General features: G+C 56.2%; 13 protein-coding genes. 11 read left to right on the top strand and 2 right to left on the bottom strand.

What is annotated here, in order from left to right; genetic code table 11:
• Positions 1–87: 87 nt before the first annotated feature.
• On the top strand, positions 88–822 hold the full coding sequence (locus G7Y44_RS02845) for a TorD/DmsD family molecular chaperone (RefSeq protein WP_165247374.1): 735 nt from the start codon (positions 88–90) through the stop codon (positions 820–822).
• A 131-nt stretch (positions 823–953) separates the two neighbouring features.
• On the opposite strand, the gene G7Y44_RS02840 is transcribed toward G7Y44_RS02845, so the two are convergent.
• Positions 954–1,229, bottom strand: a complete 276-nt coding sequence (locus G7Y44_RS02840; protein ID WP_165247372.1) for a hypothetical protein — start codon at positions 1,227–1,229, stop codon at positions 954–956.
• 268 nt (positions 1,230–1,497) lie between these two features.
• The gene (locus G7Y44_RS02835; protein ID WP_165247370.1) at positions 1,498–2,385 is read right to left on the bottom strand and encodes a selenium metabolism-associated LysR family transcriptional regulator; all 888 of its coding nucleotides are present in this window, start codon (positions 2,383–2,385) and stop codon (positions 1,498–1,500) included.
• Between the two features lie 199 nt (positions 2,386–2,584).
• Between G7Y44_RS02835 and G7Y44_RS02830 the strand changes: the two genes are divergently transcribed.
• From G7Y44_RS02830 to G7Y44_RS02785, 10 genes are all read left to right on the top strand, one after another.
• Positions 2,585–3,448 (top strand): YdjY domain-containing protein, encoded by an 864-nt coding sequence (locus G7Y44_RS02830; RefSeq protein WP_206214386.1) that lies wholly within the window; start codon positions 2,585–2,587, stop codon positions 3,446–3,448.
• A gap of 40 nt (positions 3,449–3,488) precedes the next feature.
• Positions 3,489–4,664: a TVP38/TMEM64 family protein gene (locus G7Y44_RS02825; protein ID WP_206214385.1), complete on the top strand. Its 1,176-nt coding sequence runs from the start codon at positions 3,489–3,491 to the stop codon at positions 4,662–4,664.
• Positions 4,665–4,750: 86 nt separating this feature from the next.
• Positions 4,751–5,419 (top strand): TVP38/TMEM64 family protein, encoded by a 669-nt coding sequence (locus G7Y44_RS02820; protein WP_165247368.1) that lies wholly within the window; start codon positions 4,751–4,753, stop codon positions 5,417–5,419.
• On the top strand, positions 5,416–6,195 hold the full coding sequence (locus G7Y44_RS02815; RefSeq protein WP_165247366.1) for a heterodisulfide reductase-related iron-sulfur binding cluster: 780 nt from the start codon (positions 5,416–5,418) through the stop codon (positions 6,193–6,195). The genes G7Y44_RS02820 and G7Y44_RS02815 overlap by 4 nt, the downstream gene beginning before the upstream one ends.
• Positions 6,196–6,200: 5 nt before the next feature.
• Positions 6,201–7,874: a TIGR04283 family arsenosugar biosynthesis glycosyltransferase gene (locus G7Y44_RS02810; protein WP_165247364.1), complete on the top strand. Its 1,674-nt coding sequence runs from the start codon at positions 6,201–6,203 to the stop codon at positions 7,872–7,874.
• Positions 7,835–9,148, top strand: coding sequence for an ABC transporter substrate-binding protein (locus tag G7Y44_RS02805; protein WP_165247426.1), 1,314 nt, complete (start codon positions 7,835–7,837; stop codon positions 9,146–9,148). The genes G7Y44_RS02810 and G7Y44_RS02805 overlap by 40 nt, the downstream gene beginning before the upstream one ends.
• Positions 9,141–10,085, top strand: coding sequence for an ABC transporter permease (locus G7Y44_RS02800; RefSeq protein WP_165247362.1), 945 nt, complete (start codon positions 9,141–9,143; stop codon positions 10,083–10,085). The genes G7Y44_RS02805 and G7Y44_RS02800 overlap by 8 nt, the downstream gene beginning before the upstream one ends.
• On the top strand, positions 10,082–10,915 hold the full coding sequence (locus tag G7Y44_RS02795) for an ABC transporter permease (protein ID WP_165247360.1): 834 nt from the start codon (positions 10,082–10,084) through the stop codon (positions 10,913–10,915). Before G7Y44_RS02800 ends, G7Y44_RS02795 begins: the two co-directional genes overlap by 4 nt.
• A 30-nt stretch (positions 10,916–10,945) precedes the next feature.
• Complete coding sequence (locus tag G7Y44_RS02790) at positions 10,946–11,869, top strand: ABC transporter ATP-binding protein (protein ID WP_165247358.1); 924 nt, start codon at positions 10,946–10,948, stop codon at positions 11,867–11,869.
• Positions 11,870–11,873: 4 nt separating this feature from the next.
• Positions 11,874–12,929, top strand: coding sequence for a phosphotransferase family protein (locus G7Y44_RS02785; RefSeq protein ID WP_165247356.1), 1,056 nt, complete (start codon positions 11,874–11,876; stop codon positions 12,927–12,929).
• Positions 12,930–12,974 lie beyond the last annotated feature (45 nt).

The raw sequence follows: 12,974 nt of genomic DNA, 5'->3' as shown, positions 1-12,974 counted from the left end.
GGGCGGCTTCGGTTGGCTCTGTCTTCCGTTGAGAGCTGCTCGCGTTTTGTGCTTGTTAGAGCAAGCGGATTATGTGAAGGGATTATCATGACACCAATAGGGCTGTCGAATTTGTGTAGCGAACGTCGGATCATTGTGAAACACACAGCAATGGCCGATCTCTGCAACATACTCTCGTTTCTTCTTCAAGTGCCCACGATCGAAAGTGCCAGTGCTATTTGCACTGAATCGATGTCACACGATTTTCGAGCTATCACATCTGAGCTGGGAATAGACCATGATGTAAGTTCGATCGAGAGGGGTCTTGATGATGTCCACAATCGTCTTTCCGGAACTGATGATGCTTTGAATCTGTTGCGGCGAGAGTATACGCGGTTATTTAATCACCCCAAACATCCCTTGATCCAGCTTTACGAAGGCGTGTTTATAGACTCGGAACTTGTATCCCAGGGAAAGGAAAGCACCCATGCCTGCCTTTTCATCAATCCTGCCGCTGTGGATGCTGAGCGCTATTATGCCCGCGTGGGATTCGTTTGCAGTTCGGGGATGCGAGTTCCGCCCGACTGTATAACCACTCAGCTCCAGTTTCTAGGTATTCTTCATTCGCTTATCGCCGTACGTGCGCAGAGTGGTGAAGAGGAATCGTGCAGGCAAGTATGTAGTCTACTTTGTGAGTTTTGGGACGATCATCCATCGAACTGGTTCGATAGCTTTTTCAATAAGTGCTCCCTGTTGAGCAACGAGCCGCTTTACCGTCTCGTTGGGAACATGGGTCACGAGCTCGTTTCCTTGGAAATTCGTTGCGTTGAAACGCTCTTATGATTGAACAGGACTGATAGCCAAGTTCCAGGGTGGACGGAATATGCGTTCTGTTCTCGATCGATAGAAGTATTGCCGAACACCCTGGCTAGCTGTTAGGCGGCGGTTATATCGTTGCCATTCTTCTTGGCAACCTAGATCGTTTCGTCTTCCTGGATGCGCTCTTCTTGGCGTTCGAAGCGCTCTTCGGCGCGGGCGCGGCGTTCGTTGGCCTTCGCTTCAGCCTTGCGAATCTTTTCTTCGGCCTTCGCTTCGGCGATGCGTTCTTTCGCGTCGATCTTCGCATCGGCTGTTTTCAGCTTCGCATCGGCCTTTGCGTCCTTCGCGGCGTTTTTTGCGTCGTGCGCCATGTCTTCCATGGCCAGCTTCGCGTCATGGGCAGTTTCTTTGATGGAGTCCATTAGTGTCATGGCGGTTCCTTTCGCTCATGCGGCGCGATGGCCGCGGGTAACAGGTGTTGCACGCGGCTTGCAGCAGCACGGTGCGACAATGCAACTGTACGGGCTGATAGTTAGGAATAAAAGGCTGTCTGGCAACCTGCAACCGAGCGGATGGGTGCCTGTATCCCGTTCGTAGAGAACGGGCGTTAAGCGCAACACACGAGCAAGAAGTAAAACTGGCAGAAAGCACATGGTTTTAGGTAATCGTAAGATGCGTTCCGAAGCCGTAAGCCCCCTTTTATTCGCAGGCTTGTTCGCATATCAGCTCAACCAAACGCTTTAGAGTAGATGGTTGATATCGCGACCCCAGATAGGCAAGATAGAGCCTTCGACAAAGCGGTTCGTCTCGAAATGAGCGCACAATGAAGGTCCCTTGACAAGAAAGTCCTTCCAGCGCAAGTTTCGACACCACCGCTATACCTACGCCAGCACTCACGCAGCGGCATATCATTTCCGTGTCGTCCATTTCGGCAACAACATTCAAATCGAGTAGGGAAACGCCGAATCGTTCAAGAAACATCTGAAGCTCGATGCGCGTTCCTGAGCTTCTTCCTCGAACGACGAATGGCTGCGAAAGGAATTCACCATGAGTACCCTCATCAAGCAGCTTTCGGTATTGTGGAGTGTCTGGAGCTATAACAACCAGCTCGTCCGCGCGCAGTGGCAGATAGGAAACCCGACCAGTTTTCCTTGTGCCCACCAATCCAATGTCGTACGTTCCGTCAGCTACACCATTGATCACATCTAGGCTGCTCGCCAAGGAAACACGGCATCTCACACCAGGATACTCACTGCGAAAACAAGAAAGTGCCCCCGGCAGTAAGCTTCGTCCAGGAACCGACGAGGCCCCTACCGTAACCTCTAAGCCCGCTTGTTCGGAAGCAACATGTAAGGCGCTCCGCTCCAGATCGAGCATGCGCTGCGCGTACTCGTAAAACCGCCAGCCTGCAGGCGTAACTTCAAAGCGCTTAGTTGTACGCACGATCAACGCCGCATCGCATGCCTTTTCAAGCGAGCTTATATGGGTGCTGATGGTAGGCTGCGAAACATGCAGAGTTCGCGCGGCCTCTGAAAAGCTCTGCTCATCCACCACGCAGACAAACGAACGCATTTGGTTCAGTTCCACCTTGTAACCTTTCCGCATATAACACATACAGGCTCTTCGTTGCCGCAGAATGCGATTCACAACAACGCCTCATCACCGTAAACCACACCTGTAACCAAGCGCCTTCGAGGAAATCAGATAATATATTATAAATATTGATATATATGAGCAATTATAAATAATCATGATTTGCAATCAGCCCTCACAACGCCATAATTAAGTGTACACGTGCACAAGCACGCGCATCGGAGAGGCAGCCGCAGTCACCATCACCGTACGCGGAACAGGGGAATACTGTCTCGAGATAGCAAAGGAGAACGACATGAAAACCACTTCCACGCAAACCGACGTCTTGAGCCGCCGCTCGTTCGTCAAAGGGCTGGGCGTCATCGGGGCCGCAGCTGCCGTATCGGCGCTGCCTCTGTCTGGCTGTGCCTCGAACGAGGAAACAACCGAACCCGCTGACGAAAAGACTGACGACAAAACTGCCGAGCCCGCACCAACATCCGGTATCGCCGACCCCACGGAAGATACTCCTATCACCGTCGATGTCGAGAACAAGGAAGTTCGCTACCTGGCCGAGGTAAACGCCGTCTACTTCACCGAGCTTACGCGTCACGGCATCGTATACGCAGAGGGTTCCAACGGCGAGAAGGCTGTCCTGCGCGGCCTGGGCGACGAAAAGGAATTCTACCAAGCACTTATGGACTGCGGCTTTGAGGCTGGCAACAACCTGACTGCCGAGGACATGAAAGCAGCCAAGGGAGAAGGCAAGAGCATCGAAGGAGATCCTCTCAAGGTCACCATCAAATGGGACGGTCAGGAAGATATTCCCTTTATCGACATCATCAACTGCACGGCGGGCGACTACACCCCCGACTTCCGCTTCGGCGGCAATTTGGAAAGCGCGAAGAAGAACAACACCGGCTGCGTGCTTTGTCTGGACAGCTGCGCCACGGGCATCGTGAGCGACGCTTACTGGCCGACCGGAACCTCGCAGCATGAGGTTGCTTTGTTCAGCGGCAAGGAAGACGTGCTTCCGGCAGACGGAACTCGAGTCATTGTCACGTTCACTGCAGCCTAATCGCCACCCTATCTAGCACTAACAAGGAGAACGAACATCCATGAAGCACGTGAGTCATTTTTATAACGCGTTTCTCTGGGCGCTTACTGCGGGCATGATTGCCTATAGCAGCTGGATGCTACAGATGGCGTTCAACACTGGCTATATTTTTTACGGCGTACTCATCGTCGCTTTCGCTCTGCTGTGCGTTTTTCGGCGCAAGCAGGAGCGAGGAATTGGACTCGCTGGCACAACGGCTAGTTTGATGACCATGATCATGTGCGCACTTATTTGGATTGGCCCCTCGCGGTCGCTCCTTCGCGCACCCGCCGCATTTGCTCGAGAGGGCCTGCATCTCAATCGATTCCCGCTCGACGTCATGTCGTTCATTCTCCTTGCAATTGTTATCGTGGGGTTTGTAGCCATTGTTGTATACGAGGTGAAGAACCCCGCTCCAAAGAAAGAGCTTGCCGAAGACGAAGCGAAGCTTCAGCGAACCAACCGGATTGCCCGCTGGGCGACGTTCGTCGCGCTCTTCGTTGTAGTTGCCATATGCTCATGCGTGCCTGCCATTCGCGAAGAGATGGGCACTATCTTCAAGCTACTGTCATCGGGTGACATCAGCGCCGTTGCCGACCTCATTGCCTCGTATGGCCCCTGGGCTGCCGGCGTTTCGTTCTGCCTGATGGTTCTGCAGAGCATGGCAGCTCCTATTCCTGCATTCCTGATCACGTTCTCAAATGCAGCTGTATTCGGCTGGTGGCAGGGAGCTATCTTGTCGTGGTCGAGCGCCATGGCCGGTGCCGCGGTGTGCTTCTTCATCGCGCGCATTCTGGGCCGCGATGCCGTTGCGAATTTCGTGTCGCATGGTGCGCTTGCTAGCGTTGACAAGTTCTTTGAACGTTATGGTAAAAACGCTATTCTTATCTGCCGCTTGCTTCCCTTCATGTCCTTTGACTACGTGAGCTACGCGGCAGGCCTGACAGGCATGGGGTTCCTCGACTTCTTCATCGCGACGGGCATCGGTCAGTTGCCAGCAACCATCGTGTACTCCTACGTGGGCGGCATGCTCACCGGTAGCGCTCAGCTGGTTATGACAGCACTGCTCATCACCTTTGCACTGTTTGCGCTGATATTCCTGGTTCGTCAGGTGTTCAAGGCGCGTCACGCCGACCTTATGGACGAATCGGACAACACCGCAGACACATCCGAAGTTGTGCAGGCCGAGGCAAAGTAGTACCATCTCGCACCGGCGCGTCGTACTATAACGTGCCGGTGCGTCTTTTTTTGTATAACCTACCGTAACCGCAAAGGAGGTACCCTATGAAGAAGAACGTAAAGCTCTGGGTCTTCATTGGTATCGTTGCCATTGTGGTTGCGCTGAACTTTGTGTTTGGCTGGTCCGACTTACTTGTGAGTGGACAGGCGACTGCCTGGCTGCAAACTACGCTTGCCGAGCATCCCGTCGAAGCTGCCTTGGTGTTCGTAGCGCTGTCCATTGTCGGCTGCATCGTACTGGCGCTGCCCGGCGTGCTGTTCGCTATAGCCGCCGGCACGCTGTTCGGTGCCGTGTGGGGCACGTTTTTGTGCTGGATATCAGTGACCATTGGTGCCTGCTTGGCATTCATTGCTGGTCGCTACTTCCTTAAAGACGCCATCAAGCCGAAACTCGCGAAAAACAAGCAGCTCAACGACTTGTTTTTTGACGGAGCTCGTAAAAGCGACGTCTATCTTCTGGCTATCACGCGGTTGATTCCCGTGTTTCCTTACAACCTGCAGAACTTCGCGTACGGAGTCACCGACATCAGCTTTTTTTCGTACACACTGTATTCGGCGCTGTTCATGATTCCCGGCACGGCCGTGTACACCGTGGCCGCTGCGGGCATCATCGACGGCGAGAACCGCATCGCCTGCTTCGCATTCGCCGCCGTGCTGCTGGTAGTAACACTTGCTGTAGCGTACGTGCTGAAGAAGAAAGCGAACATCGAATGAATACCGCGAAGCTGATCACCTGTTCAGAAAAAAGTCACTACCCTTTCAAGCGTTACCCCAGCGAATCCTGCGACACTGTTCTGTTCCCTGGATGCGCTTTTCCTTCGCAGTTTCCCCGCACCATGGATGCGTTGGCCGAGCTGTGTCGCATGCACGGCATCGGCATCGCGTACGACTGCTGCGGGCACCCGCTCGACGGCTTCGGCGTGCAGGGCGGCACCGATCGCGTACTTTCGAGCATTGCGCGCCGTCTGAAGAAATGCGGATGCACGCGCGTGGTTGCGGTGTGTCCGAACTGCCTGAACTTGCTTCAAGAGCGTCTGGGTATTCCCACGATATCGGTGTTCGAGCTGTTCGAAGAGCTTGGCGTACGTCCGAAGGGTACGTTTGAACCCGGCGTGCTGTTTACGCCTTGCCCTGACCTGCGACACCACGAGATGCGCGACGCGCTGCGCCGTAGCTGCGATCTGTCGGCTGTCGACGACCTGAAGAAGGTCGGCTGCTGCGGGCTGTTGCCGAAGCTTGCCGCGCAAGGGCCTGATGTTGTTCGCCGACACACGCAACGCGTGTTTGACGCAGCAGACGGCAGGCGCATCTACACGTACTGCGCATCGTGCTTGGGACAGTTTGCGCGCCTAGGCAACAGCAATTGCCAACACGCCGTGTCGGTGTTCTTAGGCGTTGAGGAAGCACCCGACGCCAAGCGCGCGTTCTGGAATCGCGCCAAACGGAAGTTCGACACAAACGTGAACCCTTACCCTGCCACGAAGGCGTAGTGTCTATGCTGTCAATAGTCGTTCCTGTATACAATGAAGAGACAGCGCTGCCTGCATTCTTGCACATGGTTGATTCATGGAACTACCCATGCGAGATTATCTTCAGCGATGGCGGCAGCACCGATGACACCATGTCATTGCTCGAAGGGCGCACGGTGGTGCGCGGCGCAAAGGGACGCGGCGGGCAATGTCGGCGTGGCGTTGAGGCGTCACAGGGCGAACATATCTTGTTCTTGCATGTTGATACCACCATTAACGAAACAGCACTGCAACACATTCAGGAAACGCTTGATTCGGGCGCTTCCTGGGGGTGTCTCACCGTGGATTTCACTTCGCATCGACCGGAGTACCGCTTCGGCATCCGCAAATCGAACCTGCGCGCTCGCGTGGGAGGAATTCCCTTCGGTGACCAGGGTATGTTCATGACGCGCGCTGCACTTGATCGCGTGGGTGGCGTGCCTGACATCTGTATCATGGAAGACTACGAACTGTCGCGTCGACTGCGCAAAGCGTTTGGTTGGCCACGACAGCTTTCCGATCGCATAACGGCGTCGGTGCGCCGCTTCGAAGCAGGCAACCATACGCTCATCGGGTTTCAGATGGCCTGGCTGCGCTTCCGTTACCGCAGAGGTACGTCACCTGAACGCATTCAGCAGCTCTACGGCGACGTGCGGGAAAAAGCAAAACGGAATGCGGTGGCTCCTAAAGAGACCGTTGCTGCGGCAGCACCCGCAGCTGTAGTGTCCGCAACCACCGCACAACCTACACCCGAGCGCGCTGCGGTGAAGCGCGTCGCGCAGCTTGTGCCCGAGTTATCCTCAGCCGCGCTCGAACCCTCTGCGCTTACACAACCCGAAAGCCGCATTGCAGGCGAAGCGCTTGTCCTGTTCACCCGCGTGCCCGTTGCTGGCAAAGCGAAAACGCGCCTTGCGCCCACGCTTTCACCCGAACAATGCGCCGATGTGCAGCGGGCGCTTATTGCCGATACCGTAAGCATGCTCTCGCAGCTTGACCGCGACATCGTGGTTTGCTATGCGCCCGATCACGACGACCAGCCCAACGGCGAAGCTATCTTCGCCACCTTCAAACACTCGCTGCAGTGCTGCTATACCCATCCCACACGCCAGTTGCATTTCATCGAACAGCGGGGACGCACATTGGGTGCCCGCATGGACGCCGCATTCGAGGACGCGTTTAGTATGGGCGCAACGTCGTGTCTGCTCATGGGGAGCGACATTCCCAACGTGCGCGTAGCAGAGCTAAACCGCGCATTCGACAAACTCACACGGCGCGACGTCGTGTTGGCCCCCAGCCAAGACGGAGGCTATTGGCTCGTGGGGCTACGTGAGCGTTTCCCCGAACTGTTCGCCGACAAGCGTTACGGCACCGACAGCGTATTCGAGGACGCGAAACGCACCTGCGCCGAACAGGGCCGCACCGTTGCGTTCGGACCGCAAAAGCTCGACATCGATACGCCAAGCGAGCTCGAATGGTACAGCCTCCGTATCAAACAAGGCGACACTGCATGCCGGCATATGGCCGCCATGCTTCGCACGCTCGACCCGTTGCTGCACCGCGAAACCGTTGCTGCAGCAGCATCGAGCACACGACCAACGAACCATCAGGGAAAGGAAAATGTATGGAACGCATCATTAACGCAGGCAAATCAGGCACCGTAAGCAGGAGAACTTTCCTGAAGCTGTCGGGCGCTGCGGGAATCACCCTTGCGGTCGCAGGCCTGGCAGGCTGCTCGTCGGGGTCATCCGATAGCGGATCGGGTGAAGGCACCTCGGCAGCGCAAGCCGACGTCGACTTCTCCAACTGGGACGCCGTACTCGAAGCAGCACGCGGCCAAGAGGTGTCGTGGTACGGTTGGGGCGGCGACGATATGCGCAACGCCTGGATCGAAGGCACGCTGGCACCCCAGCTCAAAGAGAAATACGACGTGACACTCAACCTTGTGGGAATGGACATCAACGACATTCTCACACAGCTTTCCGGCGAAATGCAGGCCAACCCCAATGCCAATGGAACCATCGACTTCGTATGGATCAACGGCGAGAACTTCGCCTCCGTCAAAAAGAACGGCTACGTATGGGGCCCGTTCGTCGACTACCTTCCCAACTATAACGACTACGTGGACGGAACGTCCACCGACATCACCATCGACTTTGGCAATCCCACCGAAGGCTTCGAAGCACCCTACGGCAAGGCTCAAATGGTGTTCTGGGTTGACGGGGCTACCGTCAAGGACGTGCCGAAGAACCCCGACGAGTTCTTGGAGTTCTGCAAGGCGCACCCCGGCCAGGTGAGCTATCCCGAGCCGGGCGACTTCACCGGCACCGCGTTCATCAGCTGCCTTATCGCTGGTGTCATTGGTAAGCAGGAGTTCGAGAAACTCGCATCTATAAACGACGCAACCAAAGACGAAGTGAAAGCCATCATCGAGCCGGGCCTTGCCTACCTGCGCGACCTGGCACCCTACCTGTGGAAAGAAGGCTCCACCTATCCGGCCGACTCCACCACCTGCTCGCAGATGTATGCCGACGGCGAACTCATTTTCAACATGGGTTATGGCGACCCGCAAACCGACGTTGATCAGGGTATCCTTCCTGAAACAACAAAAGCGTTCGTGTTTGAATCGGGTACCGTAGGTAACACCAACTTCATGGCCATCCCCGCAAACGCTCCCCACAAGGCCGCCGCACTCGTAGCTATCAACGAAGTAATCAGCCCCGAGCTGCAACTCGACCAATACGTTCAGCTACGCCAGATGAGCGTACTGGACATGGACAAGCTGCCCGACGATGTGAAAGCAGGTTTTGATGCCGTTGAACTGGGCGGCTCCGAAGTGCCCTTAGCCGAGAAGCTTGACGTGCGCGTTGCCGAGGCATGCGGTCAGGTGATCCCACTGATCGAAGACTTGTGGCACGAAGAGGTTGCCGGTGCGTAACACCACCCGAACTCCTTTGTCTGACCGTGGCGTGCGTATGCATGCCACGGCGCGGCCACGAGCCCTTCGTCGCCTGACGGAGGGCTTAGCCCCCTATGCGCTGGCGTTGCCGGCGCTTGCTCTCATGGCCCTATTCGTATACGGCGTGGGCATTGGCGTTTTGCAAGGGTTCGGCATAGCCCCGTTTCTCGACCGATTCGACTTCACCCTCGAGTATTTCCGGGAAGCCTTCACGCGCAGCGATTTCACCTCGTCGTTGTGCTTTTCGCTGTTCGTGTCGCTGATGTCTTCGCTTATTGCGCTTGGCGGTGGCATCCTGCTTTCAGCCGCGCTGGTAAAAGCGAAAAGTGGCAGCTTCACGCAGCTACTGGGTCTTCAAATTCCTATCATGAGCATGCACGCACTGGTGGCGTTGGGGTTTATTTTTCTGCTTTCTGGTTCAGGACTGCTCGCGCGCGTGTTGTACGTGGTGGGCATTGTCGGATCACCGAACGACTTGCCTTCCATCGTGGGCGCTCCAAGCGGTTGGGGCATTATTTTGGTGTACGCCTGGAAGGAGATTCCCTACGTAGCGTTTTGTACCATCACCATTATGTCACACGTGTCCGATTCGCTGGGAGAAGCGGCGGCAACCTGCGGGGCTGCCCCCGTGCGATCGTTTTTCAGCGTTACACTGCCGTTGAGCCTCACCGCATCGCTAAAGGCGTTTCTGGTGGTGTTCGCGTTCTCGTTTGGGGCGTATGAGATCCCCTTCCTACTAGGTCCGACCGCGCCAAAAGCACTGCCTATTCTTGCATACCTGGAATTCCAAGATCCCGATATCTTAAACCGCTTCTACGCCATGGCAATCAACGGCATCGTTACGTTGGTCTGCGCGCTCGCAGCGTTGGTGTACTTCCTTGTTTTGAAGCATGAGCGGAAGGAGGGCGGCCGATGAGCGCTCGAAAAAACAGTGGCGCACGTTGGGCTCGTGTACTCGTAGTGCTACAAATCGCCTGCGTTGCGCTGCCGCTGTCCATCATCGCGGTATGGGCGTTCACCGATTCGTGGCCATGGCCCAACTTGCTGCCCGAGTCGTTCTCACTCCGAGGCATGCAAACCATCGTGCGCGGGGGCGACGCCACCGGCCTTGGCTGCCTGCTGCTGTCTGTGGAGATATCGGTAGTATGCGCCGTGCTTACGACAGCTGTCGCTATCTTAGCGGCACGCGCCATCTGCTTTCACCGTTGGGTGGGAAGAACAGCGTTCGAATACCTAACCATGCTGCCGTTCCTGATTCCCACCACCGTGTTTGCTATGGGCGTGCAAGTCGCCTTCATTAGGCTGCACCTTGCCTACACCGCGTTCGGCGTGGTGCTCGCGCATGCCATTGTGGCACTGCCATACGCAGTGGCCATCATGACGGAGACGACGTGCGGTGCCGGACAGGCACGCGAACAAGCTGCACGCACCTTGGGCGCGAGCGGACTGCGCGCGTTTTGGCACGTGTCGCTGCCAACAATTACCCCGGGTATCTTGTCATCACTGTGCATGAGCTTCATCATATCGTTTTCGCAGTACTTCCTTACCCTACTCATTGGCGGCGGCAAAGTACGTACGTTCGCGCTCATTCTGTTCCCCTACCTTTCCGGGGGCGACCGCACTATTGCTGGTGCCTACGCGCTGGTGTTTTTAGCAACCACGCTGCTGGTATTCGTGGCGTTTCGTGTGATTCTGCGAAAAACGGGCGGGAGCACTGAGGAAACGGCGCTGTACGGCGAAGCGTAAGATGAAAGACGAAAGAGACGAGGCTCTTCCATGGAAATCAGCCTGCGCAACATAAACCTCACGCTGCGCAAGAATCCTATTCTGCAAGATGTTTCAATGTGCGTGCCCTCGGGTGAATTCGTGTCGATTCTTGGAAAATCGGGGGCGGGAAAGTCAACGTTGCTGTCAGTTATCAGCGGGCTTCTGCTACAGGACTCTGGAGAAGTGTATTTCGATGGGGAATGCGTCGATGCCGTACCAACGCACAAACGCGACGTATCGGTGGTGTTTCAGGATGCGCGGCTGTTTCCCAACATGAATGTGCTTGACAATGTGGCTTTTCCGTTGAAGATGCGCGGCGTGCGCACGCCTGAACGGCGTGAACGGGCACGTGCAATGCTGGCTGAAGTGCAGCTTCAGGGCCTTGAGCAGCGTCGCACGCACGAGTTGTCGGGCGGGCAGCGGCAGCGTGTGGCACTTGCGCGGGCGCTGGTGTGTCGCCCGCACGCCGTGTTGCTCGATGAGCCGTTCAGCGGGCTTGACGAAGAGGTGCGCGACGACATGCGCGACCTGGTGTTAAAGCTTCACGAGCGACACGACACCACCATCGTCATGGTCACACACGACGGGTTCGAGGCGCTGCGGATGAGCGACCAAATAGCCTATTTGTCAGGCGGACGTATTATTCAGGTGGGCAAGCCGGCCGACTTGCTAATACATCCGGCAACCCCTGAGGTGGTCGCAAGCTTCGGGCAAACGAAGGCGTTTGAAGGTGTTGTATGTGATGGCGAGTTCACCTACGGCAAGTTGCGCATCGCTGCGCCCGGTGTCGAAGGACCAGCCATTCTGGTTCATACGGAATCGGGCGCAACCGAGGTGCTGCCGCTTGACGGCGCATCGGCGGCGCGCGCGACAGGAGGCAAGTCGACGCAAGCGGCAGCAGACAACGTGGCACAAGCCAACGCGAAGGAGTAGCTTCATGAAGCCAACAGACGCATGCGACATCACCATTTTACAGCGCTACGTAAATAACAACGCCGCGTTGCATACAGCCATCGGCGAACCGGAAAGCACCCCACTTACGCTGTCGCCATTCGCTCAAGGCGAGTACAACGTCAACTATCTGTTCGAGCGACCCAGCGACGGCAAGCGTTTTCTGCTGCGCGTAAACCTGGGATCACAAATGCACCTCAAACAGCAGATCACCTACGAGATGAACGCACTTGACGCACTTCACGCATCGGGCCGCACACCGCGCTCATACTACGTTGATGACACGAAGCAGCGCATTCCTGCAGGTATCGGTGTCGAAGAATGGCTGCCAGGGCGTCCTCTGCGCTACGAAACCGACCTCGCGGTAGCTGCACGCATTTTGGCCGACATTCACGCAACCCCTACCGACAAAGCCCGCACCTGCTTGATCGCTCCCCCGCACCCGCTTAGTGCCATCGTTGCAGAATGCGAGCAGATGTTTTGCACGTACCGCGCGTGGAGCAACGCCGACGAGCACGTGGTGCAAAAGGTTGACCGCATGTTCGAAACCGCACGCGAGTGCGCCTGCATAGAAGTCGAGCGTGAATGTGAACACGGCGACAACTTCCCCCGATGCATCGTAAACACCGAGGTGAACTCAGGGAACTTCCTCATCAACGACGACGGGACAAGTTACCTGATCGACTGGGAGAAACCGCTGCTTTCCGACCCTGCACAGGACTTAGGCCATTTTCTCGTTCCCACTACAACCTATTGGAAGACCGATACCTGGCTTGACGATGCTGCCATCAGCCGCTTCTTAGACGAGTACCTACTTGCCGTAGGCGGCCGCTTCGACACGCGCGGCCTGCGCGAGCGCCTGAACGACTACCTCACTGTCACCTGCCTGCGGGGCATTACTTGGTGTGCGATGGCATACACTGAATACGCCGAGGACGATCGCGCTCTCAGTAACGCCGACACTTTCGAGAAGATACAAGAGTACGTATCGATCCCCTTCATCGACCGCATCTGCAAGCAGTTCTACGATACACGGAGCTAAACTTCATCGCGACACGCGGGTGACGACAGAGAACAGGAGTAGCTG

This window comes from Adlercreutzia sp. ZJ141, assembly GCF_011038965.1.
GTDB lineage: Bacteria > Actinomycetota > Coriobacteriia > Coriobacteriales > Eggerthellaceae > ZJ141.
The sequence above is the reverse complement of the archived record's forward strand: the minus strand, read 5'-3'. Positions and strand labels throughout refer to the sequence as shown.

Bases quoted from the DNA above. Each gene is read 5' to 3' on its own strand.
- G7Y44_RS02795 (WP_165247360.1), top strand. From the start codon at position 10,082: ATGAGCGCTCGAAAAAACAGTGGCGCACGTTGGGCTCGTGTACTCGTA.
- G7Y44_RS02845 (WP_165247374.1), top strand. From the start codon at position 88: ATGACACCAATAGGGCTGTCGAATTTGTGTAGCGAACGTCGGATCATT.
- G7Y44_RS02820 (WP_165247368.1), top strand. From the start codon at position 4,751: ATGAAGAAGAACGTAAAGCTCTGGGTCTTCATTGGTATCGTTGCCATT.
- G7Y44_RS02810 (WP_165247364.1), top strand. From the start codon at position 6,201: ATGCTGTCAATAGTCGTTCCTGTATACAATGAAGAGACAGCGCTGCCT.
- G7Y44_RS02840 (WP_165247372.1), bottom strand. From the start codon at position 1,229: ATGACACTAATGGACTCCATCAAAGAAACTGCCCATGACGCGAAGCTG.
- G7Y44_RS02790 (WP_165247358.1), top strand. From the start codon at position 10,946: ATGGAAATCAGCCTGCGCAACATAAACCTCACGCTGCGCAAGAATCCT.
- G7Y44_RS02785 (WP_165247356.1), top strand. From the start codon at position 11,874: ATGAAGCCAACAGACGCATGCGACATCACCATTTTACAGCGCTACGTA.
- G7Y44_RS02825 (WP_206214385.1), top strand. From the start codon at position 3,489: ATGAAGCACGTGAGTCATTTTTATAACGCGTTTCTCTGGGCGCTTACT.
- G7Y44_RS02805 (WP_165247426.1), top strand. From the start codon at position 7,835: ATGGAACGCATCATTAACGCAGGCAAATCAGGCACCGTAAGCAGGAGA.
- G7Y44_RS02815 (WP_165247366.1), top strand. From the start codon at position 5,416: ATGAATACCGCGAAGCTGATCACCTGTTCAGAAAAAAGTCACTACCCT.